General features: G+C 53.9%; 20 protein-coding genes and 1 pseudogene. 19 read left to right on the top strand and 2 right to left on the bottom strand.

Features of this window, described 5'->3' with window-relative positions; genetic code table 11:
• The first annotated feature begins 1 nt into the window (after position 1).
• The 7 genes from OCV58_RS04200 to OCV58_RS04170 all read left to right on the top strand — a co-directional run bounded on the left by OCV58_RS04200 (position 2) and on the right by OCV58_RS04170 (position 7,991).
• A complete protein-coding gene (locus OCV58_RS04200) occupies positions 2-1,084 on the top strand; it encodes an efflux RND transporter periplasmic adaptor subunit (RefSeq protein WP_087478685.1) in 1,083 nt (360 codons plus the stop codon).
• Entirely contained in the window at positions 1,081-4,119 is a 3,039-nt protein-coding gene (locus OCV58_RS04195) for an efflux RND transporter permease subunit (protein WP_154877040.1), read from the top strand. Before OCV58_RS04200 ends, OCV58_RS04195 begins: the two co-directional genes overlap by 4 nt.
• Positions 4,120-4,350: 231 nt before the next feature.
• On the top strand, positions 4,351-4,896 hold the full coding sequence (locus tag OCV58_RS04190; RefSeq protein ID WP_154877039.1) for a shikimate kinase: 546 nt from the start codon (positions 4,351-4,353) through the stop codon (positions 4,894-4,896).
• Positions 4,897-4,903: 7 nt separating this feature from the next.
• On the top strand, positions 4,904-5,866 hold the full coding sequence (locus OCV58_RS04185) for an ATP-dependent 6-phosphofructokinase (protein ID WP_087478688.1): 963 nt from the start codon (positions 4,904-4,906) through the stop codon (positions 5,864-5,866).
• Positions 5,867-5,976: 110 nt separating this feature from the next.
• Entirely contained in the window at positions 5,977-6,642 is a 666-nt protein-coding gene (locus tag OCV58_RS04180) for an amino acid ABC transporter permease (RefSeq protein WP_087478689.1), read from the top strand.
• The gene (locus tag OCV58_RS04175) at positions 6,629-7,348 is read left to right on the top strand and encodes an amino acid ABC transporter ATP-binding protein (protein ID WP_095628892.1); all 720 of its coding nucleotides are present in this window, start codon (positions 6,629-6,631) and stop codon (positions 7,346-7,348) included. Before OCV58_RS04180 ends, OCV58_RS04175 begins: the two co-directional genes overlap by 14 nt.
• 139 nt (positions 7,349-7,487) lie before the next feature.
• Positions 7,488-7,991, top strand: a complete 504-nt coding sequence (locus OCV58_RS04170; protein ID WP_087478691.1) for a lecithin retinol acyltransferase family protein — start codon at positions 7,488-7,490, stop codon at positions 7,989-7,991.
• 103 nt (positions 7,992-8,094) lie between these two features.
• Here OCV58_RS04170 and OCV58_RS04165 read toward each other — a convergent pair whose 3' ends face one another.
• Complete coding sequence (locus tag OCV58_RS04165; RefSeq protein WP_154877038.1) at positions 8,095-9,270, bottom strand: MFS transporter; 1,176 nt, start codon at positions 9,268-9,270, stop codon at positions 8,095-8,097.
• 131 nt (positions 9,271-9,401) lie between these two features.
• Between OCV58_RS04165 and OCV58_RS04160 the strand changes: the two genes are divergently transcribed.
• The 4 genes from OCV58_RS04160 to htpX all read left to right on the top strand — a co-directional run bounded on the left by OCV58_RS04160 (position 9,402) and on the right by htpX (position 12,402).
• Positions 9,402-10,058 carry an SIMPL domain-containing protein gene (locus OCV58_RS04160; RefSeq protein WP_154877037.1) on the top strand — a complete coding sequence of 219 codons (657 nt, stop codon included), beginning with the start codon at positions 9,402-9,404 and terminating at the stop codon, positions 10,056-10,058.
• A 176-nt stretch (positions 10,059-10,234) separates the two neighbouring features.
• Positions 10,235-10,861, top strand: coding sequence for a site-2 protease family protein (locus OCV58_RS04155; protein ID WP_095628890.1), 627 nt, complete (start codon positions 10,235-10,237; stop codon positions 10,859-10,861).
• A 20-nt stretch (positions 10,862-10,881) separates the two neighbouring features.
• Positions 10,882-11,433 carry a hypothetical protein gene (locus OCV58_RS04150; protein WP_154877036.1) on the top strand — a complete coding sequence of 184 codons (552 nt, stop codon included), beginning with the start codon at positions 10,882-10,884 and terminating at the stop codon, positions 11,431-11,433.
• Positions 11,434-11,544: 111 nt separating this feature from the next.
• Positions 11,545-12,402, top strand: a complete 858-nt coding sequence (htpX, locus tag OCV58_RS04145) for a zinc metalloprotease HtpX (RefSeq protein ID WP_087478834.1) — start codon at positions 11,545-11,547, stop codon at positions 12,400-12,402.
• 129 nt (positions 12,403-12,531) lie between these two features.
• Here htpX and OCV58_RS04140 read toward each other — a convergent pair whose 3' ends face one another.
• Positions 12,532-13,434, bottom strand: a complete 903-nt coding sequence (locus OCV58_RS04140) for a fumarylacetoacetate hydrolase family protein (RefSeq protein WP_154877035.1) — start codon at positions 13,432-13,434, stop codon at positions 12,532-12,534.
• A 223-nt stretch (positions 13,435-13,657) separates the two neighbouring features.
• Between OCV58_RS04140 and OCV58_RS04135 the strand changes: the two are divergent.
• From OCV58_RS04135 to OCV58_RS04100, 8 genes and pseudogenes are all read left to right on the top strand, one after another.
• Positions 13,658-14,163 (top strand): annotated as a pseudogene (locus OCV58_RS04135) (type III toxin-antitoxin system ToxN/AbiQ family toxin).
• 147 nt (positions 14,164-14,310) lie between these two features.
• Positions 14,311-15,999, top strand: a complete 1,689-nt coding sequence (locus OCV58_RS04130; RefSeq protein ID WP_095628887.1) for a glutamine--tRNA ligase/YqeY domain fusion protein — start codon at positions 14,311-14,313, stop codon at positions 15,997-15,999.
• A gap of 174 nt (positions 16,000-16,173) precedes the next feature.
• Entirely contained in the window at positions 16,174-16,446 is a 273-nt protein-coding gene (locus tag OCV58_RS04125) for a DUF4321 domain-containing protein (protein WP_095628886.1), read from the top strand.
• A 14-nt stretch (positions 16,447-16,460) separates the two neighbouring features.
• The gene (locus tag OCV58_RS04120) at positions 16,461-17,021 is read left to right on the top strand and encodes a Maf family protein (RefSeq protein WP_087478829.1); all 561 of its coding nucleotides are present in this window, start codon (positions 16,461-16,463) and stop codon (positions 17,019-17,021) included.
• The gene (gene radC, locus OCV58_RS04115; RefSeq protein ID WP_394802397.1) at positions 17,021-17,707 is read left to right on the top strand and encodes a RadC family protein; all 687 of its coding nucleotides are present in this window, start codon (positions 17,021-17,023) and stop codon (positions 17,705-17,707) included. The genes OCV58_RS04120 and radC overlap by 1 nt, the downstream gene beginning before the upstream one ends.
• 108 nt (positions 17,708-17,815) lie before the next feature.
• Positions 17,816-18,829, top strand: a complete 1,014-nt coding sequence (locus tag OCV58_RS04110) for an alpha/beta hydrolase (protein ID WP_267312783.1) — start codon at positions 17,816-17,818, stop codon at positions 18,827-18,829.
• Between the two features lie 29 nt (positions 18,830-18,858).
• Positions 18,859-19,683, top strand: a complete 825-nt coding sequence (locus OCV58_RS04105; RefSeq protein WP_154877033.1) for an oxidoreductase — start codon at positions 18,859-18,861, stop codon at positions 19,681-19,683.
• Positions 19,684-19,709: 26 nt separating this feature from the next.
• Entirely contained in the window at positions 19,710-20,708 is a 999-nt protein-coding gene (locus OCV58_RS04100) for an aldo/keto reductase (RefSeq protein WP_154877032.1), read from the top strand.
• The last annotated feature ends 99 nt before the right edge of the window (positions 20,709-20,807 follow it).

Raw genomic sequence — 20,807 nt, 5'->3', positions numbered from 1 at the left:
TATGAAGGCATCGCAAACGTGGCTGTATGTCGCGGCTCTCGTCGTGTTCACCGCGGCGGCGGCCGGATGCGGCCAGCAGCCGGCAGAGACGGAAGCGCCGCAGCTGGTCCGTACTGTCACCGTAGGCGCTGAGGCCGAAAGAGAAGGCAGCGCTTACTCCGGCACGGTGCGGGGCCGTTATGAAAGCGCCCTGGCCTTTCAGGCCGGAGGACGCATTACGGCGCGCAACGTCCAGCTCGGCAGCGTCGTCCATGCCGGAGACGTCCTCATGACGGTGGACCCTAAGGACGTCGTCCAGTCCGTGTACCAGGCTCAGGCCCAGGTCAGTGCGGCCCAAGCCCAGCTTCAATTAGCCGAAGCGAATCTGGCCCGCTACAAGCAGCTCTTTGCCCAGGACGCCGTGAGCGCCGCCGCCCTCGACCAATATCAGACGGCTTACGACCAGGCGGCAGCTCAATACCAGCAGGCGGCCGCTCTGCAGCAGGCTCAGGAGAACCAGCTGTCCTATACGAATTTGACGGCTGACGCCGACGGCGTCGTATCGGCTCTTTCTGGCGAAGTAGGGCAGGTCGTTGCCGCCGGCCAGACTGTGCTGACCCTCGTCCATTCTGGCGAACTGGAGGTGCAGATCGACGTGCCTGAAAACAAGCTGGCTGAATTCCCCGTCGGACAGGCCGTAACCCTTTCCTTTTGGGCCCTGCCCGGTCAGACGGCTCAGGGGACGGTACGGGAAGTATCGCCCATGGCTGATGCGGCTTCCCGTACCTACGCCGTGCGCGTCGCCGTTCCGTCACCTCCAGAAGGCATGCAGCTGGGCATGACGGCCAGCGTGCATGTCAGCGCGGCAGATGGGAGCGGCTCGTATACCTTGCCCTTATCTGCCCTGTACCAGACAGGCGATGCGCCGCAGGTCTGGGTCGTCGGTAAAGACGGGACCTTATCTTTGAAGACTGTTTCCGTCGAAGGCTTCGGCGATAATACCGTCGCCGTGACGGGCCTTGCCGCCGGCGATGTCGTCGTCACAGCCGGCGTCCATATGCTGCGCGAAGGGCAGACGGTACGAACGGAAGGTGAGGGTACATGAGAAACTTATCGGAACTGGCTATTAAAAACAGAACCCTCGTCTGGTATTTCATCATCGTCATCGCCATTGCCGGCGTCTTTTCCTATATGAAGCTGGGCCGCATGGAAGACCCGGCCTATACAGTGCGGCAAATGGTCGTCACTGCCGCCTGGCCCGGCGCGACGGCCCGGCAGATGGAAGAGCAGGTGACGGATAAAATCGAAAAGAAGCTCCAGGATACGCCGAACCTCGACTACCTGAAAAGCTATTCCCGCCCCGGCCAAACGGTCATTTACGTGTACCTGACCGACCAGGCGCCGCGGGACAGTATCCGCGACACGTGGCACGAGGTGCGCAATTTGACGGAAGACATGAAATCGGAGCTGCCTGACGGCGTCGTCGGGCCGTTCTTCAACGACCGCTTCGACGACGTATACGGCTCGGTGTACGCCGTAACCGGCGACGACTACTCCTATGAAGAGCTGCGGCAGAAGGCCGAGGAAATCCGCCGCATCATGCTGACCGTCGATGACGTGAGCAAGGTAGAGCTCGTCGGCGAGCAGTCGGAAGCAGTCTACATAGAAGTTGCCAACGATAAATTGGCCGAGCTGGGAATTCCGCCGACGGCTATTTCCGACGCCGTCAGCGGGCAGAACGCCATGACGCCGGCCGGCATGGTCGATACGGAATCAGACAACGTATACCTCCGCGTCAGCGGCGTCTTTGACGATTTGGAAAGCATCCGCAACCTGCCCATAAACGCCAACGGCCGTCTGTTCCGCCTCGGCGATATCGCTTCCGTCGAACGGCGCTATACGGAGCCGGCAGACCCGAAGATGTTTTTCGACGGCAAGCCTGCCGTGGGCATTGCCTTGTCCATGAAAAACGGCGGCAATATATTGGAATTAGGAAACAATCTGGAAAAGATGCAGCAGTACGTCAAGCAAAATTTACCAGCCGGTATGGAGCTCCATCAGGTATCGGACCAGCCTAAGGTCGTCGAGGAATCCATCGACGACTTCGTCGATACTCTCCGTGAAGCTATCCTCATCGTACTGGCCGTCAGCTTCCTGAGTCTGGGCCTGCGGACGGGCCTCGTCGTAGCCTGCTGTATTCCCTTGGTCCTGGCGGGCGTGTTCTGCGTCATGGAAGTAGCCGGCATCGACCTGCACAAGGTATCCTTAGGGGCCCTGATCATTTCTCTGGGCCTTCTCGTCGACGACGCTATCATCGCCGTGGAAATGATGAGCGTCCAGCTCGAGAGGGGCATGAACCGCCTCGACGCGGCCTGCCATGCCTTTAAGGTGACGGCCAAGCCCATGCTGACGGGTACCCTCGTCACCTGTGCCGGCTTTATTCCCGTAGCCTTTTCCGACGGCGCGGCGTCGGAATTTTGCCAAGCCCTGTTCCCGGTCATCTTGTCGGCCCTGGTGCTGTCATGGCTCGTATCGGTCATGGCTGCGCCCTTGTTCGGGTACTATCTCATCCGGGTGAAAGAGGTAAAGACGGAAGAGACGCTGTACCAAAACCGCTTTTACGATGGGTTCCGCGCCGTCCTCGTATGGTGCCTGTCTCATCGGCGGGCCGTCATAGGCGGCACGGCGGCGTTGTGCATTGCCGCGGCAGGGCTGATGAAGTATATTCCCCAGGAATTTTTCCCGCCGTCCCTGCGGCCGGAAATCATCGTCGAAATGACCCTGCCCGAAGGCTCGTCGCTGGCGGCGACGGAAAAGGAAGCGGCCCACTTAGCCCGGTATCTGGATACGAAGACCGGCCAGATAAAAAATTATTCTTATTATGTCGGCGAAGGGGCGCCCCGCTTTGTCCTGACCCTGGAGCCCGTCCTTCCGGCTGACAATTACGCCCAGTTCGTCGTCGTAGCGGCCGACGTAGAGGGGCGGGAAGCCCTGGCCGAGGATATACGGCGCGAAATAGAAGAAAGACAGCCCGGCGTGCGCTGCAATATCAAGAGCATCCCCCTGGGGCCGCCTTCGGATTATCCTATCATGCTGCGCGTGTCCGGCTATGACATAGACAAGGTGAAGGCCTACGCTGCCCAGGCCGCCGACGCGGTGCGGCAGGACCCGAATGTCCGTCAGGTCTTCCTCAACTGGGAACAGAAGAGCGAAATCGTCCAGGTCCGCCTCGATCAGGAAAAGCTGCGGGCTATGGGCGCATCGGGTCAGACCATTGCCCAGACGCTGTATACGGAACTGAGCGGCGCGACGATTGCTGAGTATTACGGGGCTCCTGACAAGACCATCGCCATCCAGCTTCGCCTTTCGCCGGACGGGCGGAATGATTTATCCCGTATCCGCAGCCTGCCCGTCTACGCCGGCACGGCAGGCTACGTGCCGCTGGAGCAGGTGGCGACGATTTCCTACGGCGCTGAAGAGGGCCTTATCTGGCGGCGCGATTTGAAGCCGACCATCACCGTCGAAGGGACGATTCGCTCCGGTACGGCCAACGACGCGACGCAGAAGGCCTACGACGACACGGCGGCCATCCGCAGTAGTCTGCCCTTCGGGTATTCCATTGAAGTAGACGGCGATTTGGAAAACAGCCAAAAATCCCTGGGATATCTGCTCAAGCCCGTGCCGGTCATGGTGCTGCTCATCATGACCCTGCTCATGATCCAGCTCCGCAGCGTCTCTCTCATGGCTCTGACCCTGATTACAGCTCCTATGGGCGTTGTCGGCGTAGCCATCGCCATGCTGCTGCTCGGCAAGTCTCTGGGGTTTGTGGCGTATCTGGGCATCTTGGCCCTGGGCGGCATGATCATCCGCAATTCGGTCATCCTCATCGACCAGATTAAGCAGCATTTGGCTGCCGGTGAAGACCCGTGGCACGCCGTCATCGACTCGGCCGTCCTGCGGTTCCGCCCGATCATGCTGACGGCTGCGGCGGCGATTCTCGGCATGGTTCCCCTCATGACCAGCATTTTCTGGGGACCGATGGCCGTGGCCATTGCCGGCGGCCTTCTCGGCGCGACCGTGCTGACTTTACTAGTCCTGCCGACGATGTATGCGGCATGGTTCCGCATTTACCCGGAGTAGGGTAGACATTTCGTCCCCCGCAGGGTCGCGAACAGCCCGCCTTGTCCGTCGGTCATCCGGCAGTATCATTGGGACCAAAAAGAAATACAAGGCGCATCTTACATATTTTTGAAAGAAATTATATGTAAAATGCGCCTTTTTCTATCATTTTCATGTGGCAAGATAGAAAAATTTTGCTATAATAGAAAGCGTACCCAAAGATGGAGAATACTAAGCAAGGGAGGTGCGACGATGAAACGGAATATTGTTCTCGTAGGCATGATGGGGAGCGGCAAAAGTCATATAGGACGAAAACTGGCCCAGCGGCTGGGCTGGCAGTTTGTCGACACGGACCGGCGTATCGAACGGGCCGTCGGCATGACTATTGCCGAATTTTACGCCCATGCCGGCGAAAAGGGGTTTCGCGAACGGGAGCTCAACGTCCTGCAGCAGGTCAGCCGCTATCACGAAGCGGTTATTTCCTTTGGCGGCAATTTTCCCATGAGTATAGAGACCTACCGTATTTTACACCGCCATGGTTTCATTATCGCCCTTTTGTCGGAGCCGTTCCGCGTGGAAGAACGGGTGAGCCGCCACATCGGGAAGCGGCCTACCGTCGATTACGACAACTTACGGGAATTTGTCCATAACATGATGCGCCAATGGGAAGAAATCTATCCCTACTGCGATTGTGTCGTCGATACGACGCGGGGTGGAGCATCGCAAATCGTTGATACGATTGTCCAGAAGATAGAAGAAAAGAAAGTGCAGTTTATTGCCAGAGAAAAAGGAGTATGATGTCATTATGATTAGTAAAATCGGCGTATTGACCAGCGGCGGCGACGCCCCGGGCATGAATGCGGCTATTCGCGGCGTAACGCGCTATGCGATTGAAAAGGGTTTGGCTGTTGAAGGGATTATCCGCGGTTACGAAGGACTGCTTCGTCATGAAACGATAACCTTGGATCGCAGGACTGTCGGCGGCATCATCCACCGCGGCGGTACGATCCTGCGCACAGCCCGCTGTCTGGAATTTATGGAAAAAGACGTGCAGAAGGAAGCGGCAGATTACCTGCGGTCCCTGGAAATCGACGCCCTCGTCGTCATCGGCGGCGACGGCTCCATGCGCGGTGCCCAGGCGCTGAGCCACTGCGGGATTCCAACGATGGTTATCCCCGGAACTATCGACAACGACATGATGGGAACCCAGTACACCATCGGTTTCGATACGACGGTCAATACCGTTCTCGAATCGATCAATAAAATCCGCGATACGGCGTCGTCTCATGAACGGGTTGCCGTCATCGAAGTTATGGGCCGCAACGCCGGCTTCATCGCCTTGTACGCCGGCATGGCATCAGGGGCCGAAGCCGTCCTCGTGCCGGAACACGAAGTCAACCTGCCGCGCCTGTGCGAACATCTGGCGGAATCGCACCGTATCGGCAAACTGAGCAGCATCGTCGTTGTTGCGGAAGGTGCGGCTAAGGGAACGGATGTCGTGGATTACATCAAAGAGCACACCTATCTCGAACCGAATCTGACCGTTCTCGGATATGTACAGCGCGGCGGCGCGCCCAGCGCCCTCGACGCTACCATGGCTGGCTTATACGCTCAGAAAGCCATTGATTCCCTGCTGGCGGGAACATATAACTGCGTTATCGGACTCATTGGCCGCCGCATCGCCGCGACGCCGTATTCCGAAGCGCCGCATTTCCATTTCCCCATCAGCGATAATATGTACCAACTTGTTCATATGTTGGGCCGATAAGGGAATAATGCGTTGACAACGCATAAAAATGCAATTATAATAGGTCAAGGTATAATTTATCTGGTAATTGCATGTTTTATGCATATTGTTGCGGAATAGGAGTGTTTTTTATGTCATTTGATTTTAGTCTTATTATAGACTCCTTGCCCTTGCTGCTCACCGGTGCTGCCGTTACGATTGAAATCACGGCTATTGCCGTGGCCTTAGGCTTTATCCTGGGCCTGATCACCAGCGTCTGCCGCCTGTCGAGCATTAAGATCCTGCGGGTCATTGCGATTTGCTATGTAAATATCATCCGCGGTACGCCTATGCTGGTACAGATCTTCCTGATTTACTTTGCCCTGCCTATGATTATCGGCGAGCGCATCAATCCCTTTGTCGCCGCCGTTGCCGCCTGCTCGATCAACAGCGGCGCCTACGTATCGGAAATCTTCCGTGCCGGCATTCAGGCTGTCGATAAGGGACAGATGGAAGCAGGCCGTTCCCTGGGGTTGTCGTGGATGCAGACGATGCGGTACATCATCCTGCCTCAGGCTTTTAAAAATGTCATCCCGCCCTTGGGCAACGAATTCATTTCCATGACCAAGGAAACGTCCTTGGTTTCGGTCATCGGCTTTGAAGAATTGACGCGCCGCGGTCAGCTCATTATCGCAAAGACCTACGGCTCCTTTGAAATCTGGATGACCGTCGCGGCCCTGTATTTAATCATGACCCTGAGCATTGCCCAGCTGGTCAGCTTCTTGGAACGGAGGTTTGCAACGGATGATAGAAATTAAAGGATTAAAAAAGAGCTTCGGCAAGCACGATGTCCTGAAGGGCATCGACTTGACCATTCACGATAAAGAAGTCGTGGTCATCATCGGCCCGTCCGGTTCCGGCAAGAGCACTATCCTTCGCTGCATAAACTATCTGGAACATCCTACAGCCGGTGAAATCATCGTTGACGGCATCAGCATGAGCGATGCCAAGAGCATCAACAGTATCCGCAAGGAAGTCGGCATGGTCTTCCAGCGCTTTAATTTATTTCCTCACATGACCGTATTGGAAAATATCGTCCTGTCGCCGATGAAGACGAGAGGCGAATCGCGGGAAGATGCGGAAAAAACGGCAATTAAGCTCTTGGAAAAGGTCGGCTTGGCCGATAAGAAGGACGCCTATCCGGGAACCTTGTCCGGCGGCCAGCAGCAGCGTGTTGCCATTGCCCGCGCCTTGGCGATGAAGCCGAAATTCATGCTCTTTGACGAACCGACGTCAGCTCTCGACCCGGAAATGGTCCGGGAAGTACTGGACGTCATTAAGGACTTGGCCAAGGAAGGTATGGCCATGGCTATCGTCACTCACGAAATGGGCTTTGCCCGCGAAGTAGCCGACCGCGTCTTGTTCATCGACGGCGGCTATATCCTCGAAGAAGGCAAGCCTGACGATATCTTTTTCCATCCCCAGGAAGAACGGACGAAGTCCTTCCTTTCGAAAATTTTATAAGCAAGGCACAACGCGGCTGTCCCGAAAAGGGGGCCGCGTTTTTTTTGTGCGTTTATCCTTGGATTGATATGATATAATGAATATAAGCGGGCGCTGAGCGGCGGCTCTAGCGCAATGGACAGACAGGAAGGTAGAAACGATGGCAAAGAAGAAGGCAAAGGCCGGCGACGTCATATTTGTAGACCGGGGGCTGTTTCGCCATTTCGGCGTATATGTCGGACACGACCGGGTCATACACTATGCGCCGCCAAAGGGCGAATTCAAGTTTGACGCCGACGAGGCCTGTATTCATGAGGCTTCTATGGAGGAGTTTTTAGACGGCGATGAGACCTACTATGTATGCGACTTTTCTGAGGACGACCATCGCGATGACGATGATGATTCGTGGTGGGACATATTTCGCTCGGCCTTGGAGGCCATCGTCGGCGAAGAAGAGCCTAAGGAGCAGTTTCATCTGTATACGCCTCAGTCTACCATAGCCAGGGCCAGGCGGCGCATTGGCGAAAAATCCTACGATTTGCTGGAAAACAACTGCGAACACTTCGCCTTGTGGTGCAAGACGGGCATTTCCGAATCCCGCCAGGTCGACGGCCTGATGGGTTGCATCTCGACGGTAAAGCTCGTGGCAAAACTGCTGGATTAGACTGGGCGCAAAAAAAGTCTCAGAAATATATTCTGGGACTTTTTTGGCAGCGACAAGATCTGTCGTCTTGTGATAATATCCTATACATAAAGGCGATATTCTTTTAGGAGTGAAAGCAGCGGCGGGTATACTCGACGTAATACAGGGCTGCCGTGACCAGTACGACGGCTGGGCAGAGGACGCCGTAGAGCAGGCTGTAGCCGAACCATTGGGCGACGAGGCCTAAGGTCATGGCGGCCAGGCCGACGAAGATATCCAGGAACCAAAAGTACGTGGCCGTAGCGGCGCCGGCCCGGCTGGCAGGAACGCTTTGAACGGCCAGCGTCTGGAACACGGGACTGAGAGCGCCGAAGCCGAGACCGAGGATAGCCGCCGACAGGAGAAACCACAGCTTCGTACTGACAAAACCGAAGAGAATAAAGCCGATGATAAATAAGGCGAAGCCGGGATATACGACGTGGCTGGGGCCGATGCGGTCCAGTACGTTTCCCACGACGGGGCGGCTGGCGACGATGACGACGGCAAAGACGGCAAAAAATAATCCTGTGCTTTCGGCCATGTGCAGGGACGCGGCGTACAGGGGAATAAAGGTCAGGATGCCGCCGTAGGCGAAGAATACCAGTCCGCCTAAGAATGACGCCAGAAGGGAGCGCTTTTCGATGAAATGTTCAAAAAAAGGCGTTTTAGAGGCAGAGGGCGAAGGCTGCACCGCCTTGGGCGGCAGGGAAATGGCCGAGGCCGCGGCGAGAATCAGAGCGGCCAGGACTGCGAGAGCCAGAAACAAGCCGGATATGCGGATCGTTTGGTATAACAGCAGCCCGGCCAGCGGCCCGACGACCATAGCCATATTGGTCGTGACGGAAAAATATCCAATGCCTTCGCCGCGCCGCGACGGCGGAATGACTAACACGGCGATAGAAGCGGCCGTCGTCGTAGCCAAAGCGAAGACGATGCCGTGGACGAGGCGCAGGCCGTACAGCGCTTCGACGCAGTCGGCGGCGTTGAAGGCGGCCATGACCAGGAAAAATAAAACCAGGGAGCCTAAGAGGAGGCGTCTCTTCTGCTTTTCGTCTACCAAATATCCGGCGACAGGCCGGAAGACGCTGGTGCCGATCTGAAAAAACGTCATGGCCAGGCCGGCTTCGAGCTCGCTGCCATGAAATTCGTCGATGATACAGAGGGGCAGCGTCGTAATCAGGATATATTGGGTAAACAGCTGGAAAAAATTGACGCCGCCCGTCAGCAAGAACGGTTTAGTCCACAAAGCTTCTTTTGTCATGTCGTCACGTCCCTTTTAGTTATGTTGTTACTTGTAGTGATGACTTTCATTATAACCGGCAGCGGCTTGTTGTCAATTTTTTTCTAAAGAAATGATATGGAGAAGAGTATTTAACTTAGGAGGAATGGAACATGACGAGAACTATTACCGTGCGGGGCGTAGGAAAAGCGGCGGCGAAAGCCGACTTCGTTACCATCAATATGTCTATGAAGACGAGCGACATGACATACGATACGGCGATGGATATGGCAGCGGAAAAGATCGACGGCCTCAGCCGGGCGCTGAAACATGCCGGATTTGAGGCAGGCGACCTTAAGACGACGAAGTTCAGGGTTGACACGGCATATGACACGATAAAAGATGGAAACGGAAATTATAAGCGCATATTTGAAGGCTTTATCGTGCATCACGACGTAAGGCTGCAGTTTGACTTCGAATCACGCCGCTTGTTGCAGGCTCTTTCGGCTATTGCAACCTGCATATCCGCTCCGGAGATAGAAATCCGATTTTCCGTAAAGGACTCGGAGAAATTAAAGGACGACATCCTTCGCTCAGCTGCGGAAAACGCGCGGCGCAGGGCTGAGATCCTGTGCGAAGCGTCGGGGGCGGCCTTGGGTGCTCTGTTGTCGATACACTACAACTGGGACGAGCTGTCTATCTATTCGTCGACTCGTTTTTCCTACGAAAGCGAATGTCTGAGCAGCGTGAAGAGCGTGAAATCCATCGATATGGAACCGGAAGATATTCACGCTGACGATTCGGCAACCTTTGTATGGGAAATCTGCTGAGAGGCGATAGAGCCGCATTCAGGCCGCCGGAATGTAAAATTTAGGTAAACGATAAAGGACCACGAGCCGCTGGAGCTGCTTCAGCGGCTCGTGGTCGTTGACTTTTTGCGCATCGTATATTACTATAAAATACATAAATAGTATATTTTACAACAACGTATAATGGAGGAACATACATGTTTGATTTCAACATATTGCATATCGTCGCCGGTATTCCCGGCCTGCTCATTGCCATGGTCATGCACGAATACGCCCATGCGCTCGTGGCCGACTATATGGGCGACGACACGCCGCGCCTGATGGGACGGCTGACGCTGAACCCTATGGCCCATATCGACCCTATCGGGGCGCTCATGCTTCTCGTAGCCCGCTTCGGCTGGGCCAAGCCGGTCATGATCAATCCCAATAATTTCCGCAGCTGGCGGAAGGGGGAGCTGTGCGTAGCCTTTGCCGGTCCGGCGGCCAACCTGATCGTGGCGTTCGTCGCCCTCATCGCCCAGGTTGTCTTCAGCCGGCTGGATTTATTTACCGGTACGGCCCTGCAGCTTGTCCTGAGCATGATCGTCATATATAATATCAACTTTGCCATCTTCAACTTGCTGCCCCTGCCGCCGCTGGACGGCTCGCGCATCCTCATGTGCTTCCTGCCGTCGGAATGGAACTATCGCCTGGCGAGCCTGGAACGGTACAGCTTTATCATCCTCATTGCCTTGATGATGACGCCGGTCTTCTCGTATATTTTGATTCCCCTGCAGCGGCTCGTATTCAGCGTATTTAGTCTGGCATTGCTTCCTTTTTTATAAGAGAAAGGCAGGTTTGAACTATGAAACGGATTTTTTGCGCCCTCGCCTTTGCCTGCTGTCTGGTGTTAGGCCCGATAACGGCGTCGGCCTTCGACTACGATCAGTCTGTCGACGAGATTTCCCTCAGCCCGACGACGGCCTATGACACGGTGTACTTAGGCATGTCCCGGGCAGATTTCGACGCTAACTTTTCCGCGTTGCCCGGCTGGACCTTTTACGGAAATACGACGTCCAAGCTGGAACGGGTGGAGCGGTCTGTGACCCGTGACGGCGTGACCGTGCAGGAAGGCCTGGTCATCCTGACGGACGATACGGCGGCTGACAGCAAGGTATTAGCCTTCGACAATTATTTCCGCACGGCCGACAAAAAGACGGCCCGCGACATCTACCGGCGTCTTCGCGCCAGCATTTACGCCGCCATGGACGACTTTCCCGTCAGGCAGAGCGGCCGCATGACGACGTGGGTCCGCGGCGACGTGACTATCGTCGTCTTCGCTAAGGCGGAAAAGGATAAGGACGGCATGTACGCCGTCGTCATCCGCCGGTACAATAATCATGTTTTAAAGGAATGACAAGACAAAAGTCCATGTTCTATTGACATAAAAAAGATTCTCATATATAATAATAGTACACCATTTTACTTTTTGACTTTTATATTCCTTGAAGAGTGAGGAGACGTCACCATGAATAGTGTAAAAACAGTGTTTTTGATGACTTTGCTGGCTTGTATTATGATGCTCATCGGCGGAGCCTTCGGCGGCCGCGGCGGCGTCATGATCATGCTGGTCATCGCCTTAGGGATGAATTTCTTTTCCTATTGGTTCAGCGATTCGATTGTCTTAAAAATGTATAAAGCCCAGGAAGTCGGCCAAGGCCATTACCTGTACCATATCGTCGAAGACCTAGCCCGGCGGGCGGAACTTCCCATGCCGAAGGTATATGTCATTCCGACGGACGTGCCAAACGCCTTTGCTACGGGCCGCAACCCTTCCCATGCAGCCGTCGCGGCTACGGAGGGCATCATGGAGATGCTGGACGAAGACGAAATCCGCGGCGTCTTGGCCCATGAAATGTCCCACATCATGCACCGCGATATCCTGATCAGCACGATTGTCGCCTGCTTCGCCAGCGTCATTTCCATGATCGCCAACATCGCCCAGTGGGCGGCTATCTTCGGCGGCGGCCGTGACGAAGACGGCGAAAGCACCAATCCCATTGCCCTGATCGGCACGATTATCATTGCGCCTATTGCGGCGGCGCTGATTCAGTTCGCCATTTCCCGTACGCGCGAATACATGGCCGACGAAGAAGGGGGCCGCATGATCGACGACCCGCTGGCTCTGGCCAGAGCGCTGGCTAAGATCGACAACTACGCCCATTACCGGGTCATGCCCGGCGCGACCCAGTCGACGGCTCACATGTGCATCATCAATCCCTTCTCGGGTCTCAAAGGCAATTTGATGAATTTATTCAGCACCCATCCGTCTACGGAAAACCGCATTGCCCGCTTGGAGGCCCTGGATCGGGAACTGCACGGGTAATAGCCCCGACAACGATATATGAATAACGTAAACGCCCCGTTCCCTCTAGGAGCGGGGCGTTTTGTATGAAAAACAGCTTCTCAGCCTACTAAGATATCTGGCAGAGAGAAACTGTTTTTGCATAGCCCTTTATTTTACTTTGTTAGTCAGCGTTCCAATATCGGAAATGGAGATTTCTACGACGTCGCCGGAATGGATGAATTTAGGCGGATTGAAGCCTACGCCTACGCCGGACGGCGTGCCCGTAGCGATGATGTCGCCGGGCAGGAGGGTCGTTCCCTGCGAGAGGGTCTGGATGAGCTGGGGAATGGTGAAGATAAATTCGCCTGTCGTCGCGTCCTGTCGCACTTCGCCATTGACCTTGGTGACGACCGTAAAGGTATCGGGTGCAGCGTCCCGCAGGAGCAGGAAGGGGCCCATAGGGCAGAACGTATCCAGGCTCTTGCCGTGGAACCATTGGCCGTGATTAGCCTGGAGGTCGCGGGCCGTCACGTCGTTTAAAATCGTAAAGCCGTATACGTAATCCATGGCTTCGCCGACGGGAATATCGGAGCCTTCCTTGCCGATGATGACGGCCAGCTCGCCTTCGTAGTCGAGGGCGCTGGTGACGTTTTTATGGGGATCGATGAGGTCATCAGGGCCGATAACCGACGTCGTGGCTTTGGTGAAGATCATGGGATATTTCGGCAGCTCCGGCACGGCGGTCTTGTCAAATTCGGCAATGTGGTCGGCATAGTTCTTGCCGATGCAGAAAATATTGCGCTCTACATGAGGAATGGGAGCCATAATGCGAACCGTATCCAGGGGCTGAGCCGCGACGGCGTGGGTCTTTTCATTCTGCTCCAGCGCGTCGGCTAAGGCCAGCAGGCCTTCATTTCCCTGACGGATGAATTCGAGAAGCGTTTCCGGCAGCGGTGTAAAAAAGGCCTCTTCCAAGGCGATGGCGCCGTATACGCCTGTTTCCGTTTCGTCGAGGACGCCCCACTGCACCAGGCCCATATCCTCGTAGGTTACTAATTTTTTTATCATCATGTCCAATCGTCTCCTTTAATTCTTAAAGATATATGTATATTTTATTATATCACATATGTTATAGGCAATATAGCGCTGAGACGAGAATGCGTATTGACTGCGGAAGAAATGTTTTGTAAAATATAAATGAAAGAAAGCGGTGAGCCTCTACCATAAAGTGAGGACCTAAAAAACGATGGAGGGCGTGAAAACGTCCTCTATTTTTGTATAAAAAGGAGAAGCTATGCGTCTGTATCATGTCAGCGATACGTATATACAATATCTAAAGCAGTTTGATGAAAAAGTGCCGGATAATAAAAATCAAAAGCGACCGTATGTAGGAATTGTCGTAGAAGTAGGGGGCGTGACGTATTACGCGCCTTTATCGTCGCTAAGCCCAAGCATTTGAAAATGAAAAACGGAAAAGATTTTAGAAAAATTAATAAAGGCGTATACGGCGCTATTAATTTTAACAATATGATTCCAGTACCTGTCGCGGAATTACTGCTCATTGATTTCGACGCAATTCAAGATAAACAGTATCGGCGGCTGCTGCAGCATCAATATGAATACATCAAAGAAGACGAAGCGAACATTATAAAAGTTGCAAGGGCGTTACGAAACCTGTTCTTTGTCGGGGGCGATACGCTGAAATCGATTGACAAAAAAATTATGCAGCGATGCTGTTGTTTCCCGCTGCTGGAACAGGCCTGCCGCCAATATATGCAGAACGATTCCGACAATATGTGATATAGGTGAATTTTGGCTGCGATTCTGTAGAAAAATATCTTGAAAATGCCAGAAACCGGCTGGTTTGCTGAATTTATAAGTAGAAAGGCTCTGTAATTTGTGATAAAATAAAACATCATACATAAGGCATAAAGGGGAGACTCGTTCATGGATAACGAAATCACAAAGAATTTTATTGAAAATATTATCGATGAAGATAACGAAAAAAATACATATGGAAAGCGCATCCATACTCGTTTTCCGCCGGAACCGAACGGCTATCTCCACATCGGTCACGCGAAATCGATTTGCTTGAACTTCGGCATCGCCAAAAAGTACGGCGGTATTACGAACCTGCGCTTCGACGATACAAACCCGTCCAAGGAAGACGTAGAATACGTCAATTCCATCAAGGAAGACGTCCAGTGGCTGGGCTTTACCTGGGACGACCGCATGTTCTACGCTTCCGATTATTTCGATACCCTGTACAACTACGCCGTCAAATTGATCAAATTGGGCAAGGCCTACGTCGACGATTTGTCAGGCGATGAAATCCGCGAATACCGCGGTACCTTCAGCACGCCGGGCAAGGAAAGCCCGTACCGCAGCCGCAGCGTCGAAGAAAACCTGAAGCTCTTTGCCGAAATGAAGGAAGGCAAATACGGCGACGGCGAAAAAGTACTGCGTGCTAAGATCGACATGGCCAGCCCGAACCTCAATATGCGCGATCCCGTCCTGTACCGCATCGTCCATGCCCATCATCACCGCACAGGTGACAAATGGTGCATTTATCCGATGTACGACTTCGCCCATCCCGTATCGGACGCCATCGAACGGATTACCCACTCGATCTGCACCCTTGAATTTGAAGACCACCGCCCCCTGTACAACTGGGTCCTCGAAGACTGGGACGACCCGGAAGGCCAGAAGCCGCGCCAGATTGAATTCGCCCGTCTGAACGTCACCAATATGATTACAAGCAAGCGCAAGCTGCGCACCCTCGTGGAAAAGGGCATCGTCAGCGGCTGGGATGACCCGCGCATGCCGACCATTTCCGGTATTCGCCGCCGCGGCTACACGCCCGAAGCCATCCGCGACTTCTGCGAACGTATCGGCGTAGCCAAAGCCGACAGCATGGTCGACATATCCCTTCTCGAATACTGCATCCGTGAAGACCTGAAGCTCAAAGCGCCGCGTCTCATGACGGTCATCGATCCCCTGAAGGTCGTCATTACCAACTATCCCGACGGCCAGACGGAAACGATAACGGCGGAAAACAATCAGGAAAACGAAGCCATGGGCACCCGTCAGATTACCTTCAGCAAGACCATCTACATCGAAAAGAACGACTTCATGGAAGAACCGGTCAAGAAGTTCTTCCGCCTGGCTCCGGGCAAGGAAGTCCGCCTGAAATACAGCTACATCATCAAGTGCGAAGACGTCGTTAAGGACGAAGCCGGCAACATCGTCGAGCTGCACTGCACGTACGACCCGGAAAGCAAGAGCGGCAGCGGCGCCAACGCAGGCCGCAAGGTGAAGGGCACCCTCCACTGGGTCAACGCCGAAGACGCTGTCGACGTTGAAACGCGGGTCTACGACTACCTGTTTAAGACCGATGAATCGGACGACGCCGAAGGCGACAAGAAGGATTTCCTGTCCCAGATCAACCCCAACAGCCTGGAAACCTTTGCCAGCAAGGGCGAAGCCGCTCTGGCTTCCTACCATGCCGGCGACAAATTCCAGTTCCTCCGTCAGGGCTACTTCGTCATCGACAAGGACTCGACGCCGGAACGCCTCGTCGTAAACCGCATCGTCGGGCTGCGCGATACGTGGGCCAAGATGCAGAAAAAGCAGTAAGATGAGAGAAATCTTAAAAGAAGATTAAAATAGCATGAGAAAACGAACCGGTCTTTCCATCGGTCTTAAATTTCGATGAGAATACCGGTTCGTTTTTGTATTTCAGTTGCAGTGCCGCAGGGAACACTGTATAATGAAATCACACCATTACCGGTAGAGGGGGAACTATAAGTTATGAAATCCTTTGGGTCTCATGGCGTGCTGCTTCTCATATTGTTTCTGTTGGCAGGCGGCCTGTTGGGCGGCATTCTTGGAGAAGTTTTATCGGGAATCCAGCTGGGCGACCTCATGCCCATGCTGTCGCAGCATTATGAAATCTTTAATATTCAGAACGTCGATTTGAACTTATATATCATGCAGATTAATTTTGGCATTCGCTTTGCTCCCAACTTGCTGAGCATCCTTGGGATCTTCGTAGCGTTGTTTATCTATCGTCACGTCAGTTAGAGGAGGTCATTCCCGTGTTGATTTTAGCTTCAGGGTCGCCGCGGCGGCGCGAATTACTTACTCAGGCCGGTATTACCTATATGGTGAATCCCAGTACGTATCAGGAAGATTCGCCGAAAAAGAAAGACCCGGAAAAATACGTACAGGCCCAGGCCGTCGGCAAAGCCTGCGACGTCGCTGAAAAATATCCTGGCCAATGGGTGTTGGGAGCCGATACGATCGTCGTCGCAGACGGCGAAATCTTAGGGAAGCCCCGCAATGCCAAGGAAGCGTCGGCCATGCTCCACCGCCTCTCCAACGGGAAGCACTCCGTACTGACCGGCGTGGCTCTGGTGCGCGATAAGGACGTATATACGAAGGTCGTCGAAACGAAGGTGTGGTTCCGCCGGCTGACCGATGAGGAAATTGAAACCTACGTATCCAGCGGCGATCCCTTGGATAAGGCCGGAGCCTACGGCATTCAGGGACGGGCCGCAGCTTTTGTAGACAAGATCAACGGCTCCTATACGAACGTCGTCGGCCTGCCTTTGTCCCAGGTCTGCCGGATGCTCCACAAGGCCAAGGTAAATGCCTGATGAGCCCGGTCCAGCCTATGGCCTGCTGCGAAAAGCCGCGGGAAAAATTTCTCCAGCAAGGCGCGCAAGCCGTGACGGATCAGGATTTACTGGCTATTTTGCTGCGCACGGGCGTGAAGGGCCATTCCGTCTTGGACGTGTCGCGGTCCCTGCTGCGTTCTCTGCCGGGAGAAAACCTCTATTACCTCAGCGAGGCCAGCGTAGCCGACTTGTGCGCCATCCGCGGCGTAGGAGCCGACAAGGCCGTGACGATCTGCGCGGCCGTCGAGCTGGGACGGCGCATTGCCCGCCAGCGGGTCAAGCAGAACGCTCCCGATTTCAGCACGCCTCAGGCCATTGCCGAATACGTCATGGAAGATATGCGCTTCCTGCCGCAGGAGCAACTCCGCGCCGTATACTTATCGACGAAAAATCAGCTCATCGCCGTGCGGACGCTGACCATCGGCACGATTAATTCCAGCCTGGCAAAGTCCCGCGAGGTCTTTCGCTTTGCTATTCAGTACAACGCTGCCGCCGTCGTACTGGTACATAACCATCCCAGCGGCGACCCGTCTCCCAGCAGCGACGACATCGCCGTGACGAGACAAATCGCCCAGGCCGGCCACGTCATGGAAATTCCCGTCCTGGATCACATCATCATCGGTGACGGCACCTTTTCGAGCCTTTGTGAGCTGGGATATATGTAAATTAAATATGGTGACTCCTAACTTATAGATTATATGTGTTAACGAATCGAGACTTCTGCCGAAGTCTCGATTTTTTTATAATCTGTAATGGAAAGAGAGGTGAAAGCTGTGTCAAAGACGATGTGGTTCGGGTTGTTCGGATGTCTGACGGCGTGTATTGCCTCTGGCTGCAGTGCCGAAACGAGTCAGACACAAGAGGTGACGCTGCCGTATCGGGGAGAAATGAAGACGGCGCCTCATTCTCAAACTGACGGTGCCTATACTGCATATACTCCGATTTCAGACGTTGCAGGCGATCCCGTTTTTGCTGACTATGGGCGGCTTCTGTTTCCGCAGCAGCCCTGGTATTACAACGGTCGTACCTTGGGCAGCTTGCAGCTGACGTGGTACAGCTGCATAGATCCGAAGAAAACTGTAGAAATAGCCAACTATTTAAAAAAGCGCGCCGAAGCGGGAGAAACCATTTTTTATGATATATATACAGAAGAAGAAAAGGCAGCGGATTCAGAAAAAAACAATACGGGATTGTTCTTTTTTAAAGGAAGAGCCGGTGCGCCTTTTGCCGTCTGCAGCGCCGGCGGCGGATTTGCCTATGTAGCAGCTATGCATGACAGCTTTCCGCAGGCGCTGGAATTATCCAAAAGAGGGTATAATGCTTTTGCGCTGATTTACCGTCCCGATGCGCAAAAGGCTTGTGAAGATTTGTCTCGGGCCATTGCCTTCATTTTTGCCCATGCTGATGAGCTGGGAGTTAGGACCTATGGATATTCTTTGTGGGGAGGATCTGCTGGTGCCCGCATGGCTGCCTGGGTCGGATCGTATGGAACGGCTGCTTTTAGCGGAGGAAATTTGCCAAAACCGGCTGCGGTCATCATGCAGTATACGGGGTACAGTGAGTACAGCGCTGCCGATCCGCCGACGTATGCCTGTGTGGGAGAAGAAGACGGCATTGCTGATTGGCTGACCATGAAAAGGCGTCTTCAAAAATTAAAAGCCTTGGGTATTGACACGGAATTTCACCATTATCCAGGACTGCGTCATGGCTTTGGTCTCGGTACGGGTACGCCGGCTGAGGGGTGGCTTGACGAGGCCGTCTGTTTTTGGGAAAGGCAGCTTCAATAGTATAAATGATTGTGAAAAGGAGAAAACATATGAAAACATGGCTTATTACAGGCTGTTCCAGCGGAATTGGCCGAGGCATTGCCAAGGCAGCTCTGCAGAAGGGATATCAGGTTGTGGCAACAGCCCGCAGACTGGAAACGGTGCAGGACCTTACAGCGGCTTATCCGCAAAGGGCTCTGGCAGCCGCATTGGATGTGACGAAACCTGACAGCATTAGGAAGGCTCTTCAAGCAGCCGAAGAGCGATTCGGACCTGTCGACGTTCTGGTCAATAATGCGGGACACGGTTATAGAGCTGCTCTGGAGGAGGGAGAAGATAATAATGTGTCTGAACTTTTTCAGACGAATCTCTTCGGCCCGGTAGCGCTCATGAAAGCGGTACTGCCTCAGATGAGACGGCAAAAGGCAGGGGCCATTATCAACGTGTCCTCTATAGCTGCCGTCTGCGCCGTCGTCGGTTCAGGCTATTACGCAGCGACAAAAGGTGCGCTGGAACTTCTTTCCGATGCCTTGCGGCAGGAAGTAGCACCCCTTGGCATCACCGTAATGACTGTAGAACCAGGAGCATTCCGCACGCGCTTTTTTGACGACTCCCTGAAAGGAACGGCCGTGAAAATCAAGGATTATGCAGAAACAGCCAGTAAAAACCGAAAGGAACACATTATAAACCATCATGACCAGCCAGGAGACCCGGAAAAAGCCGGACGCGTTATCGTAGATGCGGTTGAGCAGCCAAATCCTCCGCAGCGCCTTTTGTTGGGCAGCGACGCCTCAGCCATTGTCTGCGCTGAACTAGAACGACGGCTGGCTGAAGCGCAGGCTCAGAAAGATTTAAGTGTCAGTTCAGATTTTTGACATTGATAAAGGAGAGATCAGTACAGATGAAACAGCGATTGCTGGGACATACATTGTCCGTTTCTGCTATAGGGCTCGGCTGCATGGGATTTTCTCATGCCTACGGCGCGCCGACAGCGCCTTCTGAGGCAATAGGGCGTATTCGACGAGCTGTCGGAATGGGATATACGTTTTTTGATACGGCTGAAGTATATGGAACGCCGTCAGATCCCCATGACAATGAACGCATTGTCGGGAAAGCGCTGGCGACATGCAGGCACGAGGTGCAGATTGCTACCAAATTCGGCATTGTCTTTGATACGTCGTCTGGCACGACGCCGTATCCGCTTATAACCGATTCCCGTCCTGAACAAATACGCCGGTCTGTCGAAGGCTCACTGCGGCGGCTGCAGACGGACTACATCGACCTGTATTTTCAGCACCGCGTCGACCCCAGGATTCCGGCTGAAGACGTTGCCGGTGTTATGGCCGAGCTCATCAAGGAGGGAAAAATTCTTCATTGGGGCATTTCTGAAGTGAACGAAGCGTATTTGCGCCGTGCCCATGCTGTCTGCCCTGTTGCGGCTGTGCAGAATCGGTACTCCATGATGGCCCGCCATTACGAAGCGCTCTTTCCCGTATTAGAAGAACTGGGTATCGGACTGGTTGCTTTTTCGCCTTTGGCCAATGGATTTTTGACGGGATGCTACGGCAGAGATTCATCGTTTAATTCCAAAGACGATTACCGCAGCGCTATGCCGCAGTTCCAGCCAGAGAACCTTGCCGTCAATCAGGAATTGCTGCATCTCCTGCAGACATATGCAGAAGCCAAAGGAGCGACGTGCAGTCAAATTTCATTGGCCTGGATGTTGTGCAAGAAGCCGTGGATCGTTCCGATTCCCGGCACGCGTCAGGAAGGAAGAATGGCAGAAAATGCCGGAGCTGCAGATATCATGCTGACGGCAGATGAAGTATCAGCCCTGGATCAGGCCCTCCAGTCCGTTCCCATGTCTGCCGTCTTCGGCGGCACGGCGACGAAGGCGTAAGGACCGGCGCAGCAGGAAAGAGGAAACACTGCGGAATAGAATGTGCAGAACTGTATATTTAAATTTAGTTAAATGATAATGATATATATTTAATCGAAA

Origin of the sequence: Megasphaera stantonii, assembly GCF_025567065.1 — a bacterium.
In the GTDB taxonomy this organism is placed as follows: domain Bacteria; phylum Bacillota; class Negativicutes; order Veillonellales; family Megasphaeraceae; genus Megasphaera; species Megasphaera stantonii.
This window is presented reverse-complemented; position numbering and strand designations above follow the sequence as displayed.

Excerpts from the sequence above, each read along its gene's own strand:
- OCV58_RS04200 (WP_087478685.1), top strand. The coding sequence starts at position 2 with ATGAAGGCATCGCAAACGTGGCTGTATGTCGCGGCTCTCGTCGTGTTC.
- OCV58_RS04195 (WP_154877040.1), top strand. The coding sequence starts at position 1,081 with ATGAGAAACTTATCGGAACTGGCTATTAAAAACAGAACCCTCGTCTGG.
- OCV58_RS04190 (WP_154877039.1), top strand. The coding sequence starts at position 4,351 with ATGAAACGGAATATTGTTCTCGTAGGCATGATGGGGAGCGGCAAAAGT.
- OCV58_RS04185 (WP_087478688.1), top strand. The coding sequence starts at position 4,904 with ATGATTAGTAAAATCGGCGTATTGACCAGCGGCGGCGACGCCCCGGGC.
- OCV58_RS04180 (WP_087478689.1), top strand. The coding sequence starts at position 5,977 with ATGTCATTTGATTTTAGTCTTATTATAGACTCCTTGCCCTTGCTGCTC.
- OCV58_RS04175 (WP_095628892.1), top strand. The coding sequence starts at position 6,629 with ATGATAGAAATTAAAGGATTAAAAAAGAGCTTCGGCAAGCACGATGTC.
- OCV58_RS04170 (WP_087478691.1), top strand. The coding sequence starts at position 7,488 with ATGGCAAAGAAGAAGGCAAAGGCCGGCGACGTCATATTTGTAGACCGG.
- OCV58_RS04165 (WP_154877038.1), bottom strand. The coding sequence starts at position 9,270 with ATGACAAAAGAAGCTTTGTGGACTAAACCGTTCTTGCTGACGGGCGGC.
- OCV58_RS04160 (WP_154877037.1), top strand. The coding sequence starts at position 9,402 with ATGACGAGAACTATTACCGTGCGGGGCGTAGGAAAAGCGGCGGCGAAA.
- OCV58_RS04155 (WP_095628890.1), top strand. The coding sequence starts at position 10,235 with ATGTTTGATTTCAACATATTGCATATCGTCGCCGGTATTCCCGGCCTG.
- OCV58_RS04150 (WP_154877036.1), top strand. The coding sequence starts at position 10,882 with ATGAAACGGATTTTTTGCGCCCTCGCCTTTGCCTGCTGTCTGGTGTTA.
- htpX (WP_087478834.1), top strand. The coding sequence starts at position 11,545 with ATGAATAGTGTAAAAACAGTGTTTTTGATGACTTTGCTGGCTTGTATT.
- OCV58_RS04140 (WP_154877035.1), bottom strand. The coding sequence starts at position 13,434 with ATGATGATAAAAAAATTAGTAACCTACGAGGATATGGGCCTGGTGCAG.
- OCV58_RS04130 (WP_095628887.1), top strand. The coding sequence starts at position 14,311 with ATGGATAACGAAATCACAAAGAATTTTATTGAAAATATTATCGATGAA.
- OCV58_RS04125 (WP_095628886.1), top strand. The coding sequence starts at position 16,174 with ATGAAATCCTTTGGGTCTCATGGCGTGCTGCTTCTCATATTGTTTCTG.
- radC (WP_394802397.1), top strand. The coding sequence starts at position 17,021 with ATGAGCCCGGTCCAGCCTATGGCCTGCTGCGAAAAGCCGCGGGAAAAA.
- OCV58_RS04105 (WP_154877033.1), top strand. The coding sequence starts at position 18,859 with ATGAAAACATGGCTTATTACAGGCTGTTCCAGCGGAATTGGCCGAGGC.
- OCV58_RS04100 (WP_154877032.1), top strand. The coding sequence starts at position 19,710 with ATGAAACAGCGATTGCTGGGACATACATTGTCCGTTTCTGCTATAGGG.